Genomic DNA, 25,635 nt, shown 5'->3' on the forward strand with positions numbered 1-25,635 from the left:
CGGTCAAGGCCGGCGCCGTCCGGGCGGGGTCGATCGGGCCGATAGGCTCGTGCCCATGACGCCCCCCGCGACTCGTCCTCCTGCCCTGCCCGATCGCACCCACGCACAGGCGTCCGTGGCCCGGCGCACGGTGGCCGCGATCGCGTCGGCGGCGGTGGTCGCGCTCGTGGCGTTCGGGGCCGGCGTGCTCGCGACCTTCATCTCGCGGGGGCAGAACCCGGCCATCCTCCCGTCGGCGCTGCCGTACTTCGCGCTCGCCGCGGCCGTCCTGTGGGCGCTGCTCTGCGTCGGCAACGCCGCGGGTGCGCTGCGCGCGTGGTTCCTCGCGCTTCCCGTCGGCATCACGTCGGCGCTGCTCGCCACGCTGCTCGCGGGAACCGCCAACGTGCTCGCCTCCGGTGTGTCGATCACCGCGCAGGTGTTCTCGCTGCTGATCGCGACGCTCGTCGGCGTGAACCTGGTGTTCATCATCGCGGCCGTGCTCGCCGAGGTGTACCTCGCGCCGCGCGTGTCACGGGCAGTGCTACGGCACCGCCCGAAGCGCGGGGTGACCCGTCACGTGGCCCTGGTCCGGATCCCGGCGTCGAACCTCGACGAGGCGCAGCTGACGCACCTCGAGCGCCGCCCCGTCGACCAGGCCAAGGCCGACGCCCAGTGGGACGACTACTGCGCCGCACTCGTCGCCGAGGGCTGGGACACCGTCGAGGTCGACGCCGCACCCGACCTGCCCGACTCCGTGTTCATCGAGGACATGGTGGTCTTCTTCGGCGACCTGGCCGTCATCGCGAACCCCGGTGCCGACTCGCGCAAGCCCGAGGTCGAGGCGGTCGGGCGGGCGGTCCGCGCCATGGCCGGCGTCTCCGTCGCGTCGATCACCGCACCGGGCACGCTCGACGGCGGCGACGTGCTCAAGGTCGGCGACACCGTGTACGTCGGCGCGTCGAGCCGCACGAATTCCGAGGGCATCCGCCAGCTCCGAGCCATCCTGGTGCCTCGCGGCTACACCGTCGTGGCGGTGCCCATGACCAAGGCGCTGCACCTGAAGAGCTCGGCCACCGCGCTCCCCGACGGCACCGTCATCGGCCACCCCGACCTCGTCGACACGCCGAGCCTGTTCACGCGCTTCCTCCCCGTGCCCGAGATCGAGGGCGTCGCGGTCGTCGTCCTCTCCGACGAGACACTGCTCATGTCGGCCTCGGCGCCGCAGACGGCCGAACTCCTGTCGGGTCTCGGCTACCGGGTCGTGACGGTCGACATCAGCGAGTTCGAGAAGCTCGAGGGCTGCGTGACCTGCCTGTCGGTCCGGGTGCGCTGACGCGACGTATCGAAGCCTCCGTCCGAAAGCGGATGTCGCCATCCGCTCTTGCGCGCCACTCTGCCGACCTCGTATCCTGAAGGGCTGGCCGCTCGGGGAACCATCCGATCGCAGCCAAGGGGTTCGTGACGACGACGCAGGAGGACGACATGCTGACCACCGAGATTCCCGCCCGCACGGTCGCGGCGTTCGGTCCGTTCGTCCCGTCGTACGTCGCCCCCGCCACGGTCTCCGCCGGCTAGCCCCCGAGGTCGTCTCGCCGGCGGGAGCCGGCCGTTCCCCGCAGGAGCCGTTCGCGCCCTGCATCATTCGCTCGTGCGCCGTCTCGCGCGAGCTTCCAGCGTTTCCCATCCGACGAGGTCGCATCGACGTGACCCGTCGCGCTTTCCGGAAGGATCCGGCGTGACCGCCACCCACCCGTCCCACCCACCGCATGAGCAGCGCATCGGCACGGTGCGCGCCCTCTGGCGCCTTCGCGAGTACGTCGGTCCGGCGATGCCCGCGATCGTGGCGAGCACGGCCGCGTACCTCGTCGCCCAGCTGATCGCGCTCGCGATCCCGCAGGTGCTCGAGTCCATCGTCGACGGCCCGCTCGCCGAGGGCGACCGCAGCGCGGTCGTGCCGCTGTCGCTGCTCGTGCTCGCGCTCGGCATCGGCGAGGCGGCCATGTTCGCGCTGCGGCGCTGGCTCGTGCTCACGCCGACCACGCGCGTCGAGGCCCGCATGCGCGACGCGCTGTACGCGAAGCTGCAGGACCTGCCGGTGAGCTTCCACGATCGGTGGCCGAGCGGCCAGCTGCTCTCGCGCGCCGTGAGCGACCTCAGCCTGATCCGGCGGTGGCTCGCGTTCGGCTTCGTGCTGCTCGTCGGCAACTTCCTCGTGATCATCGTCGGCGCCGTCATCCTCATCTCCATGAGCTGGGTGCTCGGCCTGGTGTTCCTCGTGTGCTCGGTGCCCCTGTGGATCGTCGGCTACCGCTTCGAGGGCCGCTACTCCGAGGTGTCGCGGCGCAGCCAGGACCAGTCGGGCGACCTCGCCACGGCGGTCGAGGAGTCCGTGCACGGCATCCGCGTGCTCAAGGCGTTCGGGCGCGGCAAGCACGCGCTGACCTCGTTCCGCGCGCGCGCCGAGCAGCTCCGCTCGACCGAGATCGAGAAGGCCCGCCTCGACGCCGACATCTGGGTCTGGATCCTCCTGGTCCCCACGGTCGCTCTCGCGATCTGCCTCGTGGTCGGCGTGTGGCTCGCGTCGCAGGGCGAGCTCTCGATGGGCCAGCTCGTCGCGTTCTTCGCGACCGCGGCGGTGCTCGCATGGCCGATCGAGTCCATCGGCTTCCTCCTCGCGTTCTCGCTGGACGCGCGCACGGCCACCGACCGGTACTTCGACATCCTCGACAGCGAGAACGCCGTGACCGACCCCGAGCGGCCCGTCGCCGTCGAGCGGCCGCGCGGCGAGCTCGCCTTCACCGACGTGCACTTCCGGTACCAGGATTCGCCGGACCGCTTCGCCGACCTGCTCGACGGGGTGGATCTCGTCCTGCGGCCCGGCGAGACGATGGCACTCGTGGGCCTGACCGGCTCGGGCAAGACCACGATGACCGCGCTGACGACGCGGCTCTACGACGTCACGGGCGGCTCGGTGACCCTCGACGGTGTCGACGTCCGGGCGCTCAGCCGCGAGGAGCTCCGCCGCCACATCGCGATGGCGTTCGAGGACGCGACGCTGTTCTCGGCGTCGGTGCGCGAGAACGTGCTGCTCGGCCGTCCCGAGCTCACGGGCGACGCGGCATCCGACCCGGATGTCGCGGCCGAGGCGCAACGCGTCCTCGACGAGGCGCTCCGAATCGCCCAGGCCGGATTCGTCCACCGCCTTCCCGACGGCGTCGACACGAAGGTCGGCGAGGAGGGCATGAGCCTCTCGGGCGGACAGCGGCAGCGACTCGCGCTCGCGCGCGCGGTCGCGGCGAACCCCGCGGTGCTGGTGCTCGACGACCCGTTGTCGGCCCTCGACGTGGCCACCGAGGCGAAGGTCGAGGCCGAGCTGCGCACGGTCCTGGCCGACACGACCGCACTGATCGTGGCGCACCGGCCGTCGACGGTCATGCTCGCCGACCGGGTCGCGCTGCTCGAGCACGGCCGGATCACGGCGGTGGGAACCCACTCCGAACTCCTGCGCGAGTCCGAGCACTACCGGTTCGTGATCTCGAGCCTGGAAGTCGAGCAGCGGCGTGCCCGAGCCGAGGAATCGGACCTGATCGACGACGACGAACTGACGGAGGCGGCGGGCGCCGCCGCGACGACGGACCGGAAGGAGGCGATCCGATGAGCACCGTGACCGGTGTGCAGGGCGAGGAGCGCCACGAGTACACCAAGGCCGAGTCCCGCTGGATCCGGGCACGCAGCCTGCGACTGCTCGGCTCGCTGCTGCGCCCGCTGCGCCCGCAGCTGTGGCTCACGCTCGCCATCGTGCTCGTGTCAACGGGCGCGCAGGTCGCCGGTCCCGCGATCATCGCGTACGGCATCGACCGCGGCCTGCCGGCGCTCCTGCAGCAGGACTGGCTGCCGGTCGGGCTGGCCGGAGTGGCGTACCTGCTGACCGGGACCGTCGGCGCGTTCCTCATCGCGTGGTACATCCGACTGGCCGCGCGCGTGAGCCAGGCGGTGCTCATCGACCTGCGCACGCGCGTGTTCCTGCACACGCAGAAGCTGTCGCTCGAGTTCCACGAGTCGTACACGTCGGGCCGCATCATCTCGCGGCAGACGAGCGACCTCGACGCGATCCGCGAACTGCTCGACGAGGGCATCAACCAGCTCGTCCGCGGTGTGCTCTACATGGTGTTCACGGCGATCGCGCTCGTGTGGCTCGACTGGCTCTCGGGCCTCGTGCTGGTCGCGACGCTCGTGCCGCTGGCGCTGCTCACGCGCTGGTTCCAGGTGCGCTCGCAGAAGCTCTTCCGGCGCTCGCGCGTGTCGAGCGCGAAGCTCATCGTGCAGTTCGTCGAGACCATGACCGGCATCCGCGCGGTGCAGGCGTTCCGCAAGGAGCGGCGCAACGAGCGCGAGTTCGGCGAGCTCACCGAGGAGTACCGCGACGTGAACGCACGCGTGCTCGGCCTGTTCGCGGTGTACAACCCGTCGCTCGCGCTCATCGGCAACGTCGCGGTCGCGGCGGTGCTCCTGATCGGCGGCTTCCGGGTGGTCGACGGCGCGCTCGAGGTGGGCGTGCTGCTCGCGGCCGTGCTCTACACCAAGCGCTTCTTCGACCCGATGGAGGAGCTCGCGATGTTCTACAACTCCTACCAGTCGGCCGCGTCGGCCCTCGAGAAGATCTCGGGCGTGCTGGAGGAGGAGCCGAGCGTGCCCGATCCGACGGATCCGGTCGACCTCTGGACGGCGGACGGGCACGTGCGCTTCGAAGGCGTGGAGTTCGCCTACACCAGGGATCGCATCGTCCTGCCGCGGTTCGACCTCGGCATGCCCGCGGGGCAGACCATCGCGCTCGTCGGCTCGACCGGCGCGGGCAAGTCGACGCTCGCGAAGCTCATCGCGCGGTTCTACGACCCGAGCGATGGCGTGGTCGAGCTCGACGGCGTCGACCTGCGCCGGCTCCATCCGAAAGACCTGCGCCGCGCGATCGTCATGGTCACGCAGGAGGCGTACCTCTTCTCGGGGTCGGTCGCCGACAACATCGCGCTCGGCAAGCCCGATGCCACGCCCGACGAGATCGTCGCCGCCGCGAAGGCCGTCGGGGCGCACGAGTTCATCGAGGGCCTCCCCGACGGATACGACACCGACGTGAACAAGCGGGGCGGGCGCGTCTCGGCGGGTCAGCGGCAGCTGATCTCGTTCGCGCGGGCGTTCCTCGCCGATCCGGCCGTGCTGATCCTCGACGAGGCCACGTCGTCGCTCGACATCCCGAGCGAGCGGATGGTGCAGGAGGGCCTGCAGACGCTGCTGGCCGACCGCACCGCGGTGATCATCGCGCACCGGCTCTCGACCGTCGCGATCGCCGACCGCGTGCTCGTCATGGAGCACGGCCGCATCGTCGAGGACGGATCGCCGGCCGAGCTCATCGCGGGCACGGGCCGGTTCGCGGCGCTGCACGCGGCCTGGCGCGACTCGCTGGTGTGAACGGCGGCGGATGGCGCGGGCTCGCGCTCGCGCCATCCGCCCAGTCACCGTTTAGGAACACGCAAGCTACTCAGGATGCTTCGCCGGATCCTGTCCTGCGCAGCTTCCGTGTTCCTGAAACGGAGGGACGCCGTCAGCCGCGCGGCAGGACGACGACCGGCGTCGGCGAGATGCCGTTGAAGCCCGTGGGCGTCGCCCAGGTGTAGGCGCCCATCATGGGGGAGACGAGCAGGTCGCCGTCGGCGAGCGGGGGCAGCGGCGTGCGGCGCGCGATCACGTCGAACCTGTCGCACGTCGGCCCGGCGAGCGTGACGGGCACGCGCGTCCGCGTGAGGATGCGGCGGGTCGCGCGTTCGGCGGCGTCGTCGCCGAGCGGCTGTACGCCGAGCTCGGCGGCGGCGAAGAGCAGGGCGTTCACGTTCTCGGCGGGGATCTTCGAGAACGCGCCGTGGAAGCCCTCGTCGAGGTAGTGCCACCGGCCGTCGGGCCGGTCGTTCGTGCCGATCACCCGGGTGATGAGCGTCATCGCCGGCGCCGCGACGAATCGCCCGGGCTCGACGATGACGCGCACGTGCGACGGCACGTCGGCGAGGGCCGTGCGGATGCCGCGGGCGATCTCCGCGAACGGCGGGACGGGCTCGTCGTACGCGACCGGGAATCCGCCGCCGATGTCGAGGAGGTCGAAGCGCAGGTCGTGGATGGCCTCGAGGTCGTGCATGAGCTGGAGCGTGGCGGCGATCGCGCGGCGCCACGGCTCGGCCGACGTGGTCTGGCTGCCGACGTGGAACGTGAATCCCCGAACGGGCAGGCGCGAGGCGATGCAGCGCTCGACGAGCGCGGGCGCGTCCTCGGGCGCCACGCCGAACTTCGAGGAGGGATCCGACTTCGCACCGGGGTTCGGGAACGAGAGCCGGATGAGCACGCCGAGGTCGTCGGTCTTGAGGCCCGCGAACTTGCCGATCTCCGACGGGCTGTCGATGACGAAGGTGCGGATGCCGCGCAGGTACGCGCCGGTGATGTCGGCGACCGTCTTCACGGGGTGCGTGTGGAGGCACCCGGCCACCGGGATGCCCTGGCGCTCGAGCAGGTCGAGCTCGCCGCGCGAGGCCACCGTGAACGACGCGCCGAACGCATGCACGGCGCGCAGCACCGCCGGGTGCGGCAGCGACGTGGTCGCGAAGTGGATGGCGACGTGCGGCAGCGCGCTGCGCAGGCGCAGCAGCTGGGTCGTGACGCGGTCGGTGTCGAGCAGGAACAGCGGCGAGCCGTGCTCGCGGACGAGTTCGGCGAGGTGCACGCGGGACGTGTACGCGGCGAGTTCACGACGCACGCGCTCACGGTGCGGCGGCAGTTCGGGCAGCGCGCCCGTCGCGAGACGGAACCGGCGGCGGTCGGTCCGACGCGGACGCGCCGGTGCCGGAGCGGCCATCCGGTCGAGGGGGAGGGGGTGCACGATGCTCATCGAAGTGCGGCTTCCATGCGGGGCGCGGGCTGCGCCGGAATGAGGATGCCCAGAGCCTCGCAGGGCGGCGCGCGCGACGGATCGGGGCAGTCACCCGAATGCGGTCGGTGCGGTCACTCGAATCCGGTCGGTGAGAGCCCTGATCGGCCGGATGCCGCAGCCGCACGGGTGCGGATCAGTCCAGCGGCGCCCGCTCCACGCGGTCGTCCGCGTCGGGGATCCGGCGCACCAGGTCGGGCATCCACCACACCACGTTGGCCCACGCGACGATGAACGCCGCGGCGGCGATGACGTCGGCCAGCAGGTCGGCGATGCCGACCGTGAAGAAGTCGGTCGCGAGCCAGTGCGCGCCGGCTCCGACGGCGACGGATGCCACCGCCACCGTGATCCAGTTCACGCCGTGCGTCGCGGCGATTTGCGCCGGCGTCCGACCGATGCGCAGCCAGCCCAGGGTGAGGGTGATCGTGACGGCGGCCGCGCCGACGGCGAGCACGAGGAGGTTCCAGCGCTCCTCGGGCGCCAGCCACGGCGGCAGGTCGCCCAGGAGGTCCCACGTGAGCTGGACGAGCGGCAGGATGCCGCCGAACAGGCCGAAGACGACGACCATCGCGATGGTCCGTCGATCACGTCCGGGGACCGGCGCGCGGCGAGCCGATGACGCCAGTCGCTTCGCGATTCCCCCGAGCACGAGCGTGACGGCGAGGCAGAGCATGATGAGCAGGAAGTTGCTCTGCAGCAGCGCGATCACCAGCGGGACGACGCTGGCGGTCGCGACGCCCGCCATGACGTACGCCCGCTTGCGGGCGGCGACGCGCGAGGCCTCGGCGACGCCGCCGAGCTCGCCGCCGATCGCCTCCGCGACGCGGTGCCAGTGGCGCTGCGTCGAGACCACGCCGGCCCAGATCGCGACGATCGCACCCACGCCGACCATGCTGAGCCCGACCAGCCAGCCGACCTCGGGCAGCTCGACCGGCTCCCACGTCAGCGGCCACGCCACGGCCGCGACGAACGCCGCGACGAGCGCGAGCCGGGGCGGATCGAACACCGCGGGCAGCGCGACGAGGAGGGGACGGACGAACGCGAGCACCGCCTGCGCGATCCACCACATCACCCGGCCGACCGGTTGCACGATCACCCGGTCGATGAGGCGGACCGTCCGGGAGGCGATCGCGAACCGGTACGCGGGTGCGAGGTCGAGGATCGTGTCGGTGCCGGCGCGGAGCCGCTCGCGACGGGTTCGCGGCGCGTGCGAGGCCGCGCCATCCGCCGCCGCACGGGCGGGAGGGGGCGCAGGAGCCGTCGCCACCGGCTCGAGCGGTGACAGGCCCTCGGCCGCGACGGCGGGGTCGTCGGCTTCGGCGAGCACGGCATCCTGCAGGCGTCGCACCGCGACATCCGTCCTCACCGCGTCGGGTTCGAGGGCCGTGAAGAACCGCGCGATGCCCGCGGCGGCGTCGAGCCGCCCCCACCACCAGTCGTTGACCCGCCAGGCTCGCGCGAGGAAGCCGAGGAAGTTGCCGAACCCGTACCCCGCGAGCTTCGACTGCCGGTCGAGCGCGACGTGCTCCGACGCGCGCCGGACCTCGGCGGCGGCCTGCTCGGGCGTGATGCCAGGAGTGCGGATCACGCGGCCGAGGATCCCGTACCAGCGGTCGCGCGCGAGCGACCGGAAGCCGCCGGGGTCGGCGGGAGCCTCGTCGACGCCGATCGCCCAGTAGCGCACGTGCGACAGCGCGGCGGGGATGCCCGCGGAGTGGTACAGGGGCGGCAGGTCGGCGGCTGCGAGCGCCGTCGTCGCCCCGAGCGGCCGCCACGCCGAGCCGATCCAGTCCGGCGTCAGCTGCCGCCGACCGGCCTCGGCCTCCTGCTCGACGCGTGCGGTGAGCAGCCTCAGTCGGGCGACGGCGGTGTCGAGCTGGCTCCAGATCTCGGGCGCCTTGATGCGAGCGGATGCCGCGAGCCAGGTCGTGACCCAGGCCTCGAAGTCGGCGCCGGTCGGGTCGCCGTCGCGGGCGGCCGCCTCGTCGGTGAGCTCGAGCACGCGCGCCGTCAGCTCGTCGCGCCACCGGATGGCGCGGGTGAGCGCGTCGTAGGCCGCCTCGCGCACCTCGGTGAGGGCGAGCCCGCGGCGTGACCCGCGCTCGGCGGGCAGGGCCTCGAGCGCTCGCGCCCAGGCGAGCACGCAGTTGGCCGCGTCGGCGAGGGCCAGCGGCGAACGGGAGACCGCCGTCGTCTCCGCGACGTTGAGCGAGCCGAACCGCTCGCTCGCGACGGCGGCGAGGCCGGTCAGCCGGATCCGGGGGATCGGCCGATAGCGACGGCGGCCCGGCAGCGATGACGTGAGCTGCCACAGGCTCGGCGCCGACGCCGTCGCGGCGAGGTGCTCGGCGAGATCGGTGCCGAGCGCACGCACGTACGCGCGCCGGCGCTCGTGGATCGCGTCATGCGACCAGGCTGCCGCCGCGACGAGCGGGGCGGCGCTGTCGAGGCGCGCGGCGGCGACCTCACGCTCGGCGTTGAACCGCTCGAGCTCGGCGACCTCTCGTGCGACCGACTCGCGGCGGAACTGCCGCGACACCATCGCGCCGATCGCGCGGAAGAAGCGCGAGGCGTTCGGGTCCCACTCGATCGCGCCGCCGACCGGCGGGTCGGGCTCGGGGTCGAGGAACAGCATGACGCGGTCGGCGCGTCGATCGGAGACGCGGGACCGGGCCGAGCGGAGCGCGCGCTCGATCGGCACGTTGTCGAACACCGCGCCGTCGACGATCCGGTACGGCGTGCCGGGCCCGTCGCGATGCGCGGCGAACGCGAAGCGCATGCCGCGGGCCTCGGCGTCGTGCGGCTCGCCGGCGGCGCCGGTCGTCGAGTCGATGTGCGCGGGTTCGAAGCCGCCCGGCAGCGACGACGTCGACCGGGCCGCGAGCGCGAGGCGCGAGAGGCTCGCGTGGTCGTCGCTCATGGCGGTCTCGTCGAGCTCGTCGAGACGTCGCGGGATGCGGTTGTCGAGCAGGTGCTCGTCGCTCCCGACGAAGTGGAAGTGGCCGCGCCCCTCGTTGGCGTCCTCCTCGAACTCGTCGCCGGCGTCGATGACGGTCGCGGAGAGGTCGACGCCGGTGTACGACGAGACGAGGTCGGGGTGGCGGTCGGTCGCGTCGTAGATGTCGCGCAGGGCCGCGAGCGTCTGCGAGCGGAAGTAGTCCTCGCCCTGCATGAGCGCCAGGATCCGGCGCGAGCCCGGCGGGTGCAGCAGGCCCCAGAATCCGCCGACCCGCCCCCACACGCGCAGGAGCCCGTCGAGCCCCGTGCCGGCGCGCTGGGCGACCGCGTACACCACCGCGTTCAGGCCGCCGGCGCTCGCCCCCGCGAGCAGGTCGAACTCGACGCGGTCGTAGCCGGCCGCGTCGAGGAGCTCGGCGTACGACTGCAGGCGTGCGAGGACCGGCGGCGTCAGGGGTCGCTCGGCGGTCTCGGGGACGAACGCGAGGGTCTCGTCGCCGGCGTCGTACAGCCGGATCCGGCGCAGGAGGTCGAGCTCGGCGACGGCGCCGCCGATCCACACCGCCAGGCTCACGCCGCCCCGCATGGCGAGCGCCACGCGGAGGGTCCGGTTGAACGAGGGCGTGGCGCCCGGATGGCGCGCGGCGACCTCGTCGACCCGTTCGCCGGGGCGCACGACCACCACGCGCACGGGGCGCGTCGAGGTGGTGACGGGGCCTTCGGGCGAGACCTCGACGGCATCGGGCAGGACCATGGCGCTCCTCGGGTGGTGGCGCAGGCGCGCCGTGGTCGGGCCGCGCGGGTGGGCGGGCACGCGGGTCCTCCCAGCGTGGCAGACGCGGGCCGCGCACGCATCCGGGTCGTGCCCGGTCCGCGTTGCCCCCAGAACTGGGACCCCGCGTTGCTGGACCCCCGAGGAGTAGCCTCGCGAGTAGGCGGCGCATGGACGTCGAGGACTCGCGCGCGCCTTCGAGCGGAGGTGCTGATGGAACAGGTCGGGGACGAACGCGTCCTGAAGGTCGCGATCGCCGACGACGCGCTGCTGCTGCGCGAGGGCATCGCGAAGGTGCTCGAAGGCGGCGGGATCGAGGTCGTCGCCTCGGTCGGCACCGCCGACGAGCTGCTCGACGCGATCGACGAACTCGACCTCGATGCGGCGGTCCTCGACATCCGCATGCCTCCGACGCACCGCGACGAGGGCATCGTCGCCCTCGAGCGCATCCGCGAGCGCGGCGACGAGATGGGCGTGCTGCTGCTGTCGATGTACGCGACGCCCGAGTACGCGCTGCGGGTGATGGGCGCCGGCAGCGGCACCGGCTACCTGCTGAAGGAGCGCGTCTCCGAGCCGCAGACGCTCGTGCGCGCCGTGCAGACCGTCGCCTCGGGCGGCTCGGTCGTCGACCCCGAGGTCGTCGAGCAGCTGGTCCAGCGCACGCGCGCCGACGACCCGCTCGCGCGCCTGACCGAGCGCGAGCGGTCGGTGCTCGAGCTCATGGCGCAGGGCTACTCCAACGGCGGCATCGCGCAGACGCTGTTCCTGGGGCTGAAGACCGTCGAGACGCACGTGCGCAGCATCCTGCAGAAGCTCGATCTCGAGGAGTCGCCGGAGCACCATCGCCGCGTGCTCGCGGTGCTCACGCTCCTCGGCCAGAGGTAGGCGGCATGATGGCGCCCGAGCGCCGGGGGCGGATCGCGTGGCGGTCCGCGACGATCGCGGGTGTCATCGCACTCAGCCTCACGATGGAGGTCTGGGGGTTCCTCGCGACGCCGCCGGACGAGATTCCCGAGGTGTCGTACACGACCCTGCACGCGATCGTGCCGATCGTGTTCGCAGCGTGCGCCGGCGTGGCCTGGTCGATCGGACCCAATCCGGTGCCGGCTCGCCTGATGATCCTGTTCGTCGTGCTGTGGATCCCCGAGACCTTCTTCGACTTCGTGATCGGGCCGATCGGATGGCTCTGGCCGATCGTGCGCGGCGTCCATCTCGGCTGGGCGGTGGTGGCCGGGCTGCTCGTGCTCGTGTACCCGCGCGGCTGGCTCGCCGACCGGTTCGACCGGATCATCGCGGCGCTCACCCTCGGGATCTCGATCGTCTACCTCCTGGGCGTGGTCACGCTGGCCGGGACAGGTTCGGTCGAAGGGTGCGACTGCGCGCCGAACCCCTACCAGCTCGCCGATGCTCCCGACCTGCTGCGGACGATCGAGGTCGGCTACCGCGCGGTCGGGGCGACACTCATCCTCGCCATCGCGGTCCGGCTGCTCGTGCGGTGGGTGCGGGGCAGCGTGCCCGCTCGCGCGGTCGCGTTCCTCATGCCCATCGCGCTCATCGCCTGGGCGGTCATGGCGGTCATCCAGGCGGCCGCGTATGCGCTCTCGGACACGGCCGACACGGTGCTGCTCACGGTGGCGCTCGTCGCAATGGCCGCGGTGCCGGTGAGCTACGTCGCGGGCGTCGCGCACGCCCGCAACATGCGCGCCCGCGTTGCCGACCTCATGCGGGTCACCCGCGAGGGCGCCGACCGCGGCCTCTGGGCGGAGTCGCTCGCCCGCGCGCTCCGCGACGAGAGCGTCCGCGTGTACTGGTGGGACGAGGAGCGCGGCCGCTACGGCGACGCCGCGGGCGAGCCCATCGACTCCGCAGACCCGGGCGGCGGGCACAGCATCCTCCCGGTCGCGTCGCCCACGGGGCTGCCGATCGCGCTCATCCGTCACGACCGCGCCCTCACCGACAACATGCGCCTGCTCGACGGGGTGTCGAGCGCGCTCCGTCTCTCGGTCGACAACGGCCGGCTCCGCACCGAGGTCGAGCGCACGCTCGAACAGGTGCGCCAGTCCCGCCAGCGCATCGTCGAAGCGGGCGTCGAGGCCCGTCGACGCATCGAGCGGGACCTGCACGACGGCGCCCAGCAGCAGCTGGTCTCGCTCGGCATGCGGCTGCGGCTCGCGGCGAACACCGCGCGGGAGGCCCGGCACGACGAACTCGCGACGGAGCTCGAGGGCTCCATCCACACGCTCAACCAGGGCCTGCGCGAACTGCGCGAGCTCGCGCACGGCATCCACCCGAGCCTGCTCTCCCAAGGCGGGCTCGCGCTCGCGGTGCCCGAACTCGCCGGTCGCTGCCCGGTCCCCGTCGAGGTCGACGTCCAGGCCGAGGGACGGCTGCCCGAGCTCATCGAGTCGACGGGCTACTTCGCCGTCGCCGAGTCCCTCGCGAACGTGGCGAAGCACTCGCAGGCGACGCGGGCATGGGTCCGGGCCTACCTCGAGGGCGACGAGGTCGTCATCTCCGTCCGCGACAACGGGGTCGGCGGCGCCTCGTACGACGCCGGCACGGGCGTGCTCGGCATCGCCGACCGGATCGACGCCGTCGGGGGCTCCATCTCGCTCGACAGCCCGCGGGGCGCGGGGACCACGGTGACCGTGCGGATGCCGGTCGACCTCCCGCCGATCGAATCGCACGAGCCCGTCCACGTCGAGTCGAGCGGCGGTGGCGCCGGTCCAGAGGAGCGGCAGCGCTCCCTCGCCGGGGCGGGGTTGCTGGTGTCCGCCGAGACGGGCGACCCGTCGCCCGACGACGCCGGAGCCGGAGCCGCTTCGGGCCTCGCGCCCGGCGGCATCGGCACGCCGGCCGACGTGTGACGGCGCCGCGCGCGCACCGCCGGATTCAGCCGCGCCAGCGGCAGGCGGCCAGGTCGATCCGGTAGCCGTCCTCGTCGTCGGCCGGGCGCAACGGGACGCCCTCGTCGGCGTAGTGCCGCCGCGCCCGCTCGGCATGACCTGCCGGTGGCCTGCCGCCCGCGCGGACGACCCGCCACCAGGGCACGTCGCTGCCGTACCGCGCCATGACCTGGCCGACGGCGCGCGCGCCGCGCGAGCCGAGCGTCGCGGCGACATCGCCGTAGGTCATGACATGGCCGGGCGGGATGTCGGCGACCACGGCGAGCACGGCCTCGACGAAGCCCTCGCCGTGTCGCGGCATCCGTCGGCCCTCGACCGGGCCGGGCCCGGGCGCGTTCAGCCCTTCAGCTCGAGCGCGCCGATGATGTCGCCGTACTGCGTCTCGCCGACGTCGTGGAAGCCGATGCGGTGGAAGAACTCGCCGGGGCCCTCGTCGCCGGGCTCCCAGAGCACGGTGATGCGGTGGAAGCCGCGGCGCTTCGCCTCTTCGGCCAGCGCGTGGGCGAGGAACCGGCCGACGCCCTTGCCCTGCACCTCGGCGTCGACGTTGATGCGCCAGATGCAGGCCCGGAACTCCTCGTGCGCGTTGTCGGGATCGAAGTTGCCGTGGATGAATCCGACGACGCGGTCGTCGTTGAGGGCGACGCGCTGCCATGCGGTAGCGGGGTTCACGACCGCCGTCTCGGCGGCGTAGGTGACGGGGGCGAGGAACTGCTCCTGCCCGGGCTTGAGCGACAGGTTGTTCGCGGCCACGATGTTCGTCGCGTTCAGTTCTTCCAGTCGCAGTTCTGCCATGCATCGCAGCCTAACCGTTCGATCGGCGCGTCGGATAGGCCTGGAATTCTCTCGATGTCGAGATATCCGGCCGAAGCGGTAAGCTGGCAGGCGGCGTGTCGGACACCCCCGAGACTTCCTCGCTTCCCAAGCAATCCCACGAGATCCCAAGGAGACCGCCCCTTGTCGAAGATCAAGGTCGAAGGCACCGTCGTCGAACTCGACGGCGACGAGATGACCCGCATCATCTGGCAGGCCATCAAGGACCAGCTCATCCACCCGTACCTCGACATCAACCTCGAGTACTACGACCTCTCCATCCAGAAGCGCGACGAGACCGACGACCAGATCACGGTCGATGCGGCCAACGCGATCAAGAAGCACGGCGTCGGCGTCAAGTGCGCGACGATCACGCCCGACGAGGCGCGCGTCGAGGAGTTCGGCCTGAAGAAGATGTGGCGGTCGCCGAACGGCACGATCCGCAACATCCTCGGCGGTGTCATCTTCCGCGAGCCGATCATCATCTCGAACATCCCGCGGCTCGTGCCCGGCTGGAACAAGCCGATCATCGTCGGCCGTCACGCCTTCGGCGACCAGTACCGCGCGACCGACTTCAAGTTCGAGGGCGAGGGCACCCTCACGATGACCTTCACCCCGAAGGACGGCTCGGAGCCGCAGTCCTTCGAGGTCTTCCAGGCGCCCGGCTCGGGCGTCGCGATGGGCATGTACAACCTCGACGACTCGATCCGCGACTTCGCGCGCGCGTCGCTGAACTACGGCCTCGCCCGCGAGTACCCGGTGTACCTGTCGACGAAGAACACGATCCTGAAGGCCTACGACGGCCGCTTCAAGGACCTCTTCCAGGAGGTCTTCGACACCGAGTTCAAGGCGAAGTTCGACGAGGCCGGCCTCACCTACGAGCACCGCCTCATCGACGACATGGTCGCCGCGTCGCTCAAGTGGGAGGGCGGCTACGTCTGGGCGTGCAAGAACTACGACGGCGACGTGCAGTCCGACACCGTCGCGCAGGGCTTCGGCTCGCTCGGCCTCATGACGTCGGTGCTCACGACGCCCGACGGCAGCGTCGTCGAGGCCGAGGCGGCCCACGGCACGGTCACGCGCCACTACCGCCAGCACCAGCAGGGCAAGCCGACCTCGACGAACCCGATCGCCTCGATCTTCGCCTGGACGCGCGGGCTCGCGCACCGCGGCAAGCTCGACGGCAACCAGGAGCTCATCGACTTCGCGCACACCCTCGAGGACGTCATCATCGAGACCGTCGAGTCCGGCGCCATGACGAAGGACCTCGCGCTGCTGGTCGGCCCCGACCAGGCGTACCAGACGACCGAGGACTTCCTCGACACGATCGACGCGAACCTCAAGGCGCGCCTAGGCGCGTAGCCCGTATCACCCGCGGCTCGAACGGGCCGGATGCCGAGTGCATCCGGCCCGTTCGCCGTCTCCCGGGGGAGGATGGGGCGCATGGCACGCGCTCCCCGCCCGCTCCGCCTCATCCGCCGCTACCCGGTCGTCGCGCTCACGCTCGCGATCGGCGCGCTCGGGATCGTGCTCGCGCTCGCCGGGCAGGGCTGGCTGGTGGCGTGGATCTTCAGCGCCTACGCGCTCGGCATCGCGGCGTGGCAGGCCGTGGGGATGGTGCGCGACATCCTCCGTGGGCACTGGGGCCTCGACATCCTCGCGATCACCGCCATCGTGGCGACCGTCGCGGTGGGGGAGTACGTCGCGGCGCTCATCGTCGTGCTCATGCTCACGGGCGGCGAGGCGCTCGAGGACTACGCGGGACGACGGGCCAAGCGCGAGCTCGACGCGCTGCTCGCGCGCGCGCCGCAGCGTGCCCACCGCGTGCTCGACGACCACTTCGAGGACGTGCCGGTCGACGACGTGCGGCCGGGGGACGTCCTGCTCGTGCGACCCAGCGAGATCGTGCCCGTCGACGGCACGCTGCGATCGGTCGAGACCACCGTCGACGAGTCGTCGATCACGGGCGAGAGCGTCCCGGTCGAGAAGCACGAGGGCGACCCGCTGCTCAGCGGATCGGTCAACGGTCCGGCCGCCGTCGAGATCACGGCGACCGCGCGTGCGGCCGACAGCCAGTACCAGCAGATCGTGGCCCTGGTCGCCGAGGCCGCGGCGAGCAAGGCGCCGGTCGTGCGGCTCGCCGACCGGTACGCGGTGCCGTTCACCGTCTTCTCGCTGCTGCTCGCGGGTGTCGCGTGGTGGGTGTCGGGCGATCCGGTGCGATTCGCCGAGGTGCTCGTGCTCGCGACACCGTGCCCGCTGCTGATCGCCGCGCCCGTCGCCTTCATCGGCGGGATGAGCCGGGCGGCGCGGAACGGGGTCATCGTCAAGGGCGGTGGAGTCCTGGAGCAGCTCGCCAAGGCGAGGACCGCGGTGTTCGACAAGACGGGGACGCTCACCCACGGCGAGCCGGAACTCGTCGCGGTGCGGACCGAGCCCGGTTTCAGGCCCGATGAGCTGCTGGCGCTCGTCGCGTCGGCGGAGCAGTACTCCTCGCACGTGCTCGCCGCCTCGATCATCCAGGCGGCGACCGATGGGGGCCTTCCGCTCGCCGAGGCCGAGACCGCCCGCGAGTCGGCGACCAACGGCGTGATCGCACGGATCGGCGGTCGCGAGGTCGCCGTGGGCAAGTTCGCGTACGTGCAGGGGCACGCACAGGAGGCGCGCCGCACCGGGATCGCGCCCGGTGAGCTCGCCGTCTACGTCGCCGTCGACGGCCGCTACGCCGGCGCGCTGCTCGCGCGCGACCGGGTGCGCGCGAACGCCCGCACGACGCTCGAGCGACTCGACCGCCTGGGCGTGCACCACACCATGATGCTCACCGGCGACGCGCAGGCGACGGCCGACCACATCGCGGCCGAGCTCGGCCTGGAGCGGGTGCGCGCGGAGTGCCTGCCGGCCGACAAGGTGCAGGAGGTCGCGGCGATCGCCGAGCGCCCGGTGATCATGGTCGGCGACGGCGTGAACGACGCCCCCGTGCTCGCCGCCGCGGACGTCGGCGTGGCGATGGGCGCGCGTGGTGCGACGGCCGCGAGCGAGTCCGCCGACGCCGTGATCCTCGTCGACGACATCTCGCGCACCGCCAAGGCCGTCGAGATCGGGCGCGACACCGTGCGCGTCGCGCTGCAGAGCATCTGGCTCGGCATCATCGTGAGCGTCGCGCTGATGCTCATTGCGGCGTTCGGCTTCATCCCCGCCACGGCCGGCGCGCTGCTGCAGGAGTTCGTCGACCTCGCGGCGATCCTCGCCGCGCTCCGCGCGATCGGCGGACGACGCGATGCCGCGGCCCCGGCGCCCGTGCGCGAGCGCGCCGCGACCTCCGCCCGGTGACGTTCCGATGGTCACGCATCGGTAACGAAGGCTTGACCAGAGTTTGTTCGTAAGGTTTACTAACAAACGTGACCGCAACGGATGCCTCGCGACCCCCGGCCCCCGCGCCCGCCTCGACCGGCGCGGTCCCCCTCTTCGCCGGCCGAGCCCTGCGCGCCTCTGGCAAGGTGCTTCCCGAGCACGCCCGCAGCCACAACCGCAGCCTGGTGCTGCAGACGCTCTACACCCAGGGCGCCCAGAGCCGGGCGGATGTCGCTCGCGAAACGCGCCTCACGCGCGTCACCGTCTCCGACCTCGTCGCCGAGCTCCTGGCCGAGGGCCTCGTGGTCGAGCTCGGCCAGCGCGAGGACGCCCGGCCGGGCAAGCCCGCCACGCTCATCGACATCGACCGCACCGGCTACCACGTCGTGGCGCTCGACCTCTCCGAGCACACCCGCTTCCGCGGCGCCGTGCTCGACCTCGATGGGGGCATCGTCGCGCAGGCCGAGGTCGCGCTCGACGGCGCCACCGGTGAACGCGCCGTGCAGCTCGTGCTCGAACTCCTCGACGGCCTGCTCGCCCTCACCACCGCGCGCGTGCTCGGCATCGGCGTCGGCTCGCCCGGCATCGTCGAGCCCAACGGCGTCGTGCACTCGGCGCCCAACCTCGGCTGGACCGACCTGCCGCTGCAGGAGCGCCTCGCCGCCGCCTTCCACCTGCCCGTGCACGTCGCCAACGACGCGAACGTCGCGGTGCTCGCCGAGCACGCGAGCGCGCCCGGCGACCTCATCCTCATCAAGGTCGGCCACGGCGTCGGCGCCGGCCTCATCGTCGGCGGCCGTCCGGTGCTCGGCGCCGGTTCGGCCGCGGGCGAGATCGGCCACGTCGTGGTGGGCACCGACGGCGGCCCGCGCTGCGCGTGCGGCAAGCACGGCTGCCTCGAGGCCTGGCTGGCCGTGCCCCGGCTGACGGCCGAACTCGAACGACTCGGCGAGACGGATGCCGCGGCATCCGCTCGCGAAGAGACCCTGCGGGAAGCGGGCCGGCGCCTCGGCATCGTGCTCGCCCCCGTCGTCGGTGCGCTGAACCTCTCCGAGGTCGTCGTCAGCGGACCGGCGGAACTGCTTGACGGTCCGCTGCTCGAGGCGACCGTCGAGACGCTCCGGATTCGGACGATGGCGGAGCACCACCGCGATCTGAGGCTCCGGATGACCGCACACGGCCAGGACATCGTCCTGCGCGGAGCGGCCGTCATGGTCCTGTCCGGACAACTCGGGGTCTCGTAGGGGCCCCACCCCGCACCAAGGGTGGCGGCGCCCCGCTCCCACCCTCGCCCTATGAAAGGAAACCACGCAATGAGGAAACTCGGCATCGCGGCGCTCGGCGCCGTGGCAGCGCTGACCCTCGCCGGGTGCGCCACCTCCGGAGGCGACGCCGCCTCCGAGGAGGGCGCCGAGATCCGCGTCTGGCTCGTCGGCACCGACACCCCCGACGAGGCGCGCGAGTACCTGGAGAACACGTTCGAGGAGGAGCACCCCGGCTCCACGCTGGTCATCGAGGAGCAGTCGTGGGACGGCCTCGTGGACCGCCTCACCACCAGCCTGTCGGGTTCCGACAGCCCCGACATCGTCGAGGTCGGCAACACCCAGGCGTCGGCGTTCACGTCGGCGGGGGCGTTCCTCGACCTGACGGAGCACTACGACGAGCTCGGCGGCGACGACCTGCTGCCCGGCTTCGTCGAGGCGGGCTCGTACGACGGCAAGTTCTACGCCGCCCCGCTCTACTCGGGCTCGCGACTCGTCTTCTACAAGAAGGACGCGCTCGCCGCGGCGGGCCTCGAGGCGCCCAGCTCGCTCGACCAGTACATCGAGCAGGGCATCGCGCTCGCCGACGCGAACCCCGGCAAGTCGGGCATCTGGTGGCCCGGCCAGGACTGGTACAACGCCCTCCCGTACATCTGGGAGAACGGCGGCGAGGTCGCCGTGCCGGACGGCGACGAATGGGACGCCCAGCTCTCCAGCGACGAGTCGCTCGCCGGGCTCGAGCAGGTCCAGCAGGTCATGACCGAGGCCTCGCTCGCGCCGAAGGACGGGAACGAGACCAACCCGCAGGTCGGCTTCTGCGACGGCACCACGCTGCAGCTGTCCGCTCCGAGCTGGGTGAAGTGGTCGATCCTCGCGCCGGCCGACGCCGAGACCCCGGGTTGCCCCGACCAGGAGGCCAACCTCGGCGTCTACGCCCTCCCGGGCCAGGACGGCGGCGCGGCGCAGGTCTTCGCCGGCGGTTCGAACATCGGCATCTCGGCGAAGTCGCAGCACCCCGAGCTCGCGCTCGACGCGCTGGGCATCATCCTGTCCGACGAGTTCCAGACGATCTACGGCGAGAACGGCCTCGTGCCCGCCAAGCTCTCGCTGGCCGACACGCTCGGCACCGACGAGGTCGCGCAGGCGATCGCGGCGGCCGCCGGCAACGCCAAGCTCACCCCGGCCTCGCCGAAGTGGGCCGACGTCGAGGCCGCGGGCATCCTGCAGGACCTCTTCGTCAAGATCGCGCAGGGCGGCGACGTCGCGTCGCTCGCCGAGGAGGCCGACCAGAAGATCGAGGACATCCTCAACGGCTGATCGTTCCGATCGGGTGCGGCCGCGCGCAGAATGGCGGTGCGGCCGCACCCTGCCCATGTGCGACGCAGGAGATTGCAGATGACCACCACCGACGCCGGCCTCACGCCGGCCGTGAGCTCGGTCGAGGGGGAGCGCCTCACGGCGCCGCAGCCCCGCGACCCGGGCTCGAGCCGCCGCCGCGGCCGCCGCTCCGGGGGCCTGACCCCGTACGCCCTCCTCGTCCCGGCCACGATCGTGCTCGGCGTGATCGTCGGCTGGCCCCTCATCCAGCTCATCGTCACCTCGATGCAGGAGTTCGGCCGGGCCCAGGTGTTCGGCGCCCCGCCCACCTGGGTGTGGTTCGAGAACTACGTCGACGTGCTCACCGACACGACGTTCTACGAGGTGCTCGGCCGCAGCCTCGTCTTCGCCGCCGGATGCGTCGTCATCACGATGGTGCTCGGCACGCTCATCGCCCTGCTGCTCCAGCGGCTGCCCAAGGGCTTCCGCCTGCTCCTCTCGATCGGCCTCCTGCTGGCCTGGGCGATGCCGCCGTTGTCGGCGACGATCGTGTGGGGCTGGATGTTCGACACCGACTATGGCGTGATCAACCACGTGCTCGTGAACACCTTCGGGCTCGAGCAGTTCACGCAGCACTCCTGGCTCATCGAGCCCCTGAGCTTCTTCCTCGTCGCGGGCGTGGTCATCGTCTGGGGTGCCGTGCCGTTCGTCGCGTTCGCGCTCTACGCAGGCCTCACGCAGGTGCCCGACGAGGTGCTCGAGGCGTCCCAGCTCGACGGCGCGGGCGGCATCCAGCGGTTCCGGCTCATCACCTTCCCGTACCTCAAGCCGATCTTCCTGATCACGACGATCCTGCAGATCATCTGGGACCTCAAGGTGTTCACGCAGATCTTCGCGCTCCAGGACATCGGCGGCATCCGGGAGCTGACCAACACGCTCGGCGTGTACATCTACCAGGTCTCGATCGCGGGCGGTGACTTCGGCTCGGGCGGTGCGATCGCGGTGATCACGGCGATCATCATCATGACCGTGTCGCTGTACTACATCCGCCAGGTGATCAAGGAGGAGGAACTGTGACCGCCGCCATCACCCCCGGCCTGCAGGCCGCCGGTGCGGGTCGAACCGCGGATCGGGCGGCTGCGGCACGTCCCGGCCGGCGTCGCACCCGACTGGCGACCATCGGGTACAGCGTGCTCTCGGTCGTGCTGTTCGCGCTGTTCGCCTTCCCCGTCTACTGGATGGTGAACACGTCGTTCCAGCCGAACAACGAGATCCGCGGGTCCGAGATCCACTTCTGGCCCGACAACTTCACCCTGCGCAACTACGAGACCGTCCTCTTCGACCCGGGTCGCACGCCGTTCCTGCCCGCGGCGGCGAACTCCCTCATCGTGACCATCACCACCGTCGTGATCGCCCTCGTGTTCGCCTTCCTCGCGGCGCTCGCCGTGACCCGGTTCCGGTTCCGCAGCCGCCGCCTGTTCATCATCGTGATCCTCGTGATCCAGATGATCCCGGGCGAGGCGATGATGGTCTCGATCTTCCGGGTCATCGACGGATGGCACCTGCTCAACACGCTCATCGGCCTGACCATCGTGTACGTCGCCACCGTGCTGCCGTTCACGATCTGGACGCTGCGCGGATTCGTCGACGGCATCCCGGTCGACCTCGAGGAGGCGGCGATGATCGACGGATGCTCCCGCGCGGGCGCCTTCTGGCGGGTGACGTTCCCGCTGCTCGCCCCCGGTCTCGTCGCGACGGGCGTGTTCGGGTTCATCCAGGCGTGGAACGAGTTCGTCATGGCGCTCGTGCTGAACGCCCGGCCCGACATGATGACGCTGCCGGTGTGGCTGCGCACGTTCCTCGTGGCCAACGGCACCACGAACTGGGCGGCGATCATGGCAGGCTCGACCCTGATGGCCATCCCCGTGATCGTGTTCTTCCTGTTCGTGCAGGGCCGCATGACGAGCGGGCTCGTGAGCGGAGCCGTCAAGGGATGAGCACCGAGATCCAGGGCGGCGCGGGGGAGGGCCTGCGCCGCGACATCCTCACGACCCTGCTGCCCGGCTTCGAGGGGCCGGACGCGCCCGCTTGGCTGGTCGAGCTGCTCGGCGAGGGCCTCGGCGGCGTGTGCCTCTTCGGCACGAACGTCGAGTCGCCCGCGCAGCTCGCCGCGCTCACCCGCCGCCTACGCGAGGCGAACCCCGAGGCGGTCGTCGCGATCGACGAGGAGGGCGGCGACGTCACGCGGCTGTTCGCCGACCGCGGCGCGCCGTACCCCGGCAACGCCGTGCTCGGCCGCATCGACGACGTGGCGCTCACGCGGTCGATCGGCCGGGCCGTCGGCGAGGCGCTCGCGGCCGTCGGCTGCACCATGACGTTCGCGCCCGACGCCGACATCAACTCCAACCCGTCCAACCCGGTCATCGGGGTGCGCAGCTTCGGCGCCTCGCCCGAGCCGGTGGCGCACCACACGGCCGCGTGGGTCGAGGGCGTGCAGTCGGCGGGCATCGACGCGAGCGCGAAGCACTTCCCGGGTCACGGCGACACCGCGACCGACTCGCACCTGGCGCTGCCCGTCGTCGACCTGCCCCTCGTGCAGCTCCGCGAGCGCGAGCTCGCACCATTCCGCGCCGCGATCGCGGCCGGAACCCGCTCGATCATGACCTCGCACATCCTGCTGCCGCAGCTCGACGCGGAGCAGCCCGCCACCCTGTCTCCCCGTATCCTGCAGCGCCTGCTCCGCGGGGAGCTGGGCTTCGAGGGCGTCATCGTCTCCGACGCGCTCGACATGGCCGGGGCGAGCGGCGCGCACGGCATCCCCGAGGCGGCCGTGCGCGCGCTCGTCGCCGGGTGCGACCTGCTCTGCATCGGCACCGGCAACACGGCGCCGCAGCTCGAGGAGATCGTCGAGGCGATCGCCGGGGCCGTGGCGTCCGGGCGGCTCGCGGCCGAGCGGGTGACGGATGCCGCGGCCCGCGTTCGCGCGCTCGCGACCGGTCACGCCGGGCCATCCGAGGCAGATGCGGACGGGCCGCTGCCCGTCGAGCTTCCCGTCGATCTCGAGGAGCGGATCGCTGCCTCCTTCGACATCGCGGGCGGCGCGCTCGACCGCCTCGCCGGCGCCGGCCGCATCGGGACCATCGTGCGCGTCGACACGGTCGCGAACATCGCGGTGGGCGCGGTGCCCTGGGGCCCGTTCGCGCTCATCGCGGAGCCCGACCCGGCTCGAGGCCCGGAGGTGCCGGCGTGGCTCGCCGATGCCGAGGTCGTGGCGCTCGACGCGACGACACCGCTCGCCGACCCCCAGGCCCTCACCGGACCTGTGCTCCTCGTGGGCAAGGACCTGCACCGCCATCCGTTCGCGGTCGAGGCCATCGCGCGCCTGCACGAGGCTCGGCCCGCCGATGTCGTCACCGTCGACATGGGCTGGCCGAGCGACGACCGGGCGTTCGCCGACGTCGCGACGTTCGGTGCCTCGCGCGCGGTCGCCGAGGCCTTCGCCGCCCTGGTCGAGAGCGCGCTGCGCGCACCGGCTCCCGCAGCGTCGGCGTCCGGTCCGCTGGAGGCGCCGTGAGACTCGGCATCGACATCGGCGGCACCAAGACCGCGGCGGTCGCGATCGGCGAGGACGGCGAGCTGAGCGACCAGGTCCGCATGCCGACCGGCTTCGGGGCCGAGGCGGTCGTCGAGACGGCCATGCGCACGGTCGAGCGGATGTCGCAGCTCGCAGGCGTCGAGCCCCATGCGTTCCACTCGATCGGCATCGGCATCCCGGGCTCGGTCGACTCGGCGACCGGGCGCGTCACGCACGCCGTGAACCTCGGCCTCGAGGGCCTGGACCTCGGCCCGCGACTCGCGGAACGGCTCGGGGTCGACGTGCGCGTCGAGAACGACGTGAAGGCGGCCGCGCTCGGGGCGCATCACCTGCTCGGCGTCGCCGACGGCATCCGGGCGCACTCGATGGCGTACCTCAACCTCGGCACCGGGCTCGCCGCGGGCATCGTGCTCGACGGGCACCTGTTGCGTGGCCGGCGCGGCGTCGCCGGCGAGATCGGGCACATCCCGGTCGATCCGGCGGGGGAGCTGTGCGCGTGCGGGCAGCGCGGCTGCCTCGAGACGATCGCGTCCGGTTCCGCGCTCGCCGTGCTATGGCCGGGTTCGCACCGCCACCCCGCGGTCGACCTGTTCGATCGGGCCGAGGCGGGCGATCCGGCCGCCGTCGACGTGCGGAACCGGTTCCTCACGGGTGTCGCGTCGGCCGTCCGGCTGCTCGCGCTCACCACCGACGTCGACGACATCGTGATCGGCGGTGGGCTCGCCGGCCTCGGCGATCGGCTGCTCCAGGGCACCCGCCGCGTGCTGGCCGACTGGGCGGCCGACTCGGCCTTCCTCGCCTCGCTCGACCTGCCGCGCCGCGTGCAGGTCATCCCGCGCGGCTTCCCGGCCGCGGCAGTCGGCGCGGCGCTCATCGGCGAGGACTCGGAGGTGCCGGCATGGCAGAGGTCGTGATCGTGCGCGACGAGGTCGAGGCCGGCGAGCTCGTCGCATCCGCCGTCGTCGCGCTCGTCGCGCGCCGCCCCGACGCGGTGCTCGGCCTGGCGACCGGATCGACCCCGCTCTCGACATACCGGGCGCTGGCCCGTCGGCTCGCCGAGCACGGCGGCCCGGATGTGTCGCGCGTGCGCGGATTCGCGCTCGACGAGTACGTCGGGCTGCCGTCCGGGCACCCCGAGTCGTACCGCGCGGTCATCACGCGCGAGGTCGTCGAGCCGCTCGGGCTGACGCCGGAACTCGTGCACGTGCCGAACGGCGCCCCCGAGACCATCCGCACCGCGGCCGACGACTACGAGCGCGCCATCGAGGCGGCCGGCGGCGTCGACCTGCAGATCCTCGGCATCGGCCGCACCGGGCACATCGGATTCAACGAGCCCGGCTCGTCGCTCGCGTCGCTCACCCGCGTGAAGACGCTCACCGAGGAGACGCGCGCCGACAACGCGCGCTTCTTCGACTCACCGGGCGACGTGCCCATGCACTGCATCACGCAGGGCATCGGCACGATCCTGCGCGCCCGCCACCTCGTGCTGCTCGCGTTCGGCGAGGCGAAGTCGCAGGCGGTCGCGGATGCGGTCGAGGGTCCGGTCACGGCGAGCCGTCCGGGTTCGGCGATCCAGTTGCATCCGCATGCCACCGTCGTGGTCGACGAGGCCGCGGCATCCCGGTTGGAGCACGCGGCGTACTACCGCCACGCCTGGACGCACAAGCCCGACTGGCAGGGCATCTGAGGCTGGCGTTCGAGTCGCCTCGCGGCGG

General features: G+C 72.2%; 18 protein-coding genes. 14 read left to right on the forward strand and 4 right to left on the reverse strand.

What is annotated here, in order from left to right; translation table 11 throughout:
* Window positions 1–55 precede the first annotated feature (55 nt).
* The 3 genes from ddaH to ACFQ58_RS06305 all read left to right on the forward strand — a co-directional run bounded on the left by ddaH (window position 56) and on the right by ACFQ58_RS06305 (window position 5,445).
* The gene (ddaH, locus tag ACFQ58_RS06295) at window positions 56–1,315 is read left to right on the forward strand and encodes a dimethylargininase (RefSeq protein ID WP_376950176.1); all 1,260 of its coding nucleotides are present in this window, start codon (window positions 56–58) and stop codon (window positions 1,313–1,315) included.
* Window positions 1,316–1,810: 495 nt separating this feature from the next.
* A complete protein-coding gene (locus ACFQ58_RS06300; protein ID WP_376950348.1) occupies window positions 1,811–3,640 on the forward strand; it encodes an ABC transporter ATP-binding protein in 1,830 nt (609 codons plus the stop codon).
* Window positions 3,637–5,445 carry an ABC transporter ATP-binding protein gene (locus ACFQ58_RS06305; protein WP_376950177.1) on the forward strand — a complete coding sequence of 603 codons (1,809 nt, stop codon included), beginning with the start codon at window positions 3,637–3,639 and terminating at the stop codon, window positions 5,443–5,445. The genes ACFQ58_RS06300 and ACFQ58_RS06305 overlap by 4 nt, the downstream gene beginning before the upstream one ends.
* Before the next feature lie 133 nt (window positions 5,446–5,578).
* Here ACFQ58_RS06305 and ACFQ58_RS06310 read toward each other — a convergent pair whose 3' ends face one another.
* Window positions 5,579–6,907, reverse strand: coding sequence for a type III PLP-dependent enzyme (locus ACFQ58_RS06310; protein ID WP_376950178.1), 1,329 nt, complete (start codon window positions 6,905–6,907; stop codon window positions 5,579–5,581).
* A 175-nt stretch (window positions 6,908–7,082) separates the two neighbouring features.
* The gene (locus ACFQ58_RS06315; protein ID WP_376950179.1) at window positions 7,083–10,658 is read right to left on the reverse strand and encodes a DUF3376 domain-containing protein; all 3,576 of its coding nucleotides are present in this window, start codon (window positions 10,656–10,658) and stop codon (window positions 7,083–7,085) included.
* A gap of 231 nt (window positions 10,659–10,889) precedes the next feature.
* Here ACFQ58_RS06315 and ACFQ58_RS06320 point away from each other — a divergent pair, with 231 nt between their 5' ends.
* Together ACFQ58_RS06320 and ACFQ58_RS06325 are read left to right on the forward strand one after the other, a co-directional pair.
* Entirely contained in the window at window positions 10,890–11,561 is a 672-nt protein-coding gene (locus ACFQ58_RS06320) for a response regulator (protein WP_376950180.1), read from the forward strand.
* 5 nt (window positions 11,562–11,566) lie between these two features.
* Complete coding sequence (locus ACFQ58_RS06325; protein ID WP_376950181.1) at window positions 11,567–13,543, forward strand: histidine kinase; 1,977 nt, start codon at window positions 11,567–11,569, stop codon at window positions 13,541–13,543.
* A 25-nt stretch (window positions 13,544–13,568) separates the two neighbouring features.
* Here ACFQ58_RS06325 and ACFQ58_RS06330 read toward each other — a convergent pair whose 3' ends face one another.
* Complete coding sequence (locus ACFQ58_RS06330; protein ID WP_376950182.1) at window positions 13,569–13,883, reverse strand: MGMT family protein; 315 nt, start codon at window positions 13,881–13,883, stop codon at window positions 13,569–13,571.
* 35 nt (window positions 13,884–13,918) lie between these two features.
* On the reverse strand, window positions 13,919–14,377 hold the full coding sequence (locus ACFQ58_RS06335; protein WP_376950183.1) for a GNAT family N-acetyltransferase: 459 nt from the start codon (window positions 14,375–14,377) through the stop codon (window positions 13,919–13,921).
* Window positions 14,378–14,539: 162 nt separating this feature from the next.
* Here ACFQ58_RS06335 and ACFQ58_RS06340 point away from each other — a divergent pair, with 162 nt between their 5' ends.
* The 9 genes from ACFQ58_RS06340 (at window position 14,540) to ACFQ58_RS06380 (ending at window position 25,607) form a co-directional block, all read left to right on the forward strand.
* A complete protein-coding gene (locus ACFQ58_RS06340) occupies window positions 14,540–15,757 on the forward strand; it encodes an NADP-dependent isocitrate dehydrogenase (RefSeq protein WP_376950184.1) in 1,218 nt (405 codons plus the stop codon).
* Between the two features lie 81 nt (window positions 15,758–15,838).
* Window positions 15,839–17,725, forward strand: a complete 1,887-nt coding sequence (locus ACFQ58_RS06345; RefSeq protein ID WP_376950185.1) for a heavy metal translocating P-type ATPase — start codon at window positions 15,839–15,841, stop codon at window positions 17,723–17,725.
* A 68-nt stretch (window positions 17,726–17,793) separates the two neighbouring features.
* Window positions 17,794–18,990 (forward strand): ROK family transcriptional regulator, encoded by a 1,197-nt coding sequence (locus tag ACFQ58_RS06350; RefSeq protein WP_376950186.1) that lies wholly within the window; start codon window positions 17,794–17,796, stop codon window positions 18,988–18,990.
* A gap of 69 nt (window positions 18,991–19,059) precedes the next feature.
* Complete coding sequence (locus tag ACFQ58_RS06355; RefSeq protein ID WP_376950187.1) at window positions 19,060–20,325, forward strand: extracellular solute-binding protein; 1,266 nt, start codon at window positions 19,060–19,062, stop codon at window positions 20,323–20,325.
* 78 nt (window positions 20,326–20,403) lie between these two features.
* Complete coding sequence (locus tag ACFQ58_RS06360; protein WP_376950188.1) at window positions 20,404–21,402, forward strand: carbohydrate ABC transporter permease; 999 nt, start codon at window positions 20,404–20,406, stop codon at window positions 21,400–21,402.
* Window positions 21,399–22,322, forward strand: a complete 924-nt coding sequence (locus ACFQ58_RS06365; protein ID WP_376950189.1) for a carbohydrate ABC transporter permease — start codon at window positions 21,399–21,401, stop codon at window positions 22,320–22,322. Before ACFQ58_RS06360 ends, ACFQ58_RS06365 begins: the two co-directional genes overlap by 4 nt.
* Complete coding sequence (locus tag ACFQ58_RS06370; RefSeq protein ID WP_376950190.1) at window positions 22,319–23,899, forward strand: glycoside hydrolase family 3 protein; 1,581 nt, start codon at window positions 22,319–22,321, stop codon at window positions 23,897–23,899. The genes ACFQ58_RS06365 and ACFQ58_RS06370 overlap by 4 nt, the downstream gene beginning before the upstream one ends.
* A complete protein-coding gene (locus ACFQ58_RS06375) occupies window positions 23,896–24,834 on the forward strand; it encodes an ROK family protein (RefSeq protein ID WP_376950191.1) in 939 nt (312 codons plus the stop codon). Before ACFQ58_RS06370 ends, ACFQ58_RS06375 begins: the two co-directional genes overlap by 4 nt.
* A complete protein-coding gene (locus ACFQ58_RS06380) occupies window positions 24,819–25,607 on the forward strand; it encodes a glucosamine-6-phosphate deaminase (RefSeq protein ID WP_376950192.1) in 789 nt (262 codons plus the stop codon). Before ACFQ58_RS06375 ends, ACFQ58_RS06380 begins: the two co-directional genes overlap by 16 nt.
* Window positions 25,608–25,635: the final 28 nt, after the last annotated feature.

The organism is Agromyces sp. NPDC056523, assembly GCF_042794545.1.
Taxonomy (GTDB): domain Bacteria; phylum Actinomycetota; class Actinomycetes; order Actinomycetales; family Microbacteriaceae; genus Agromyces.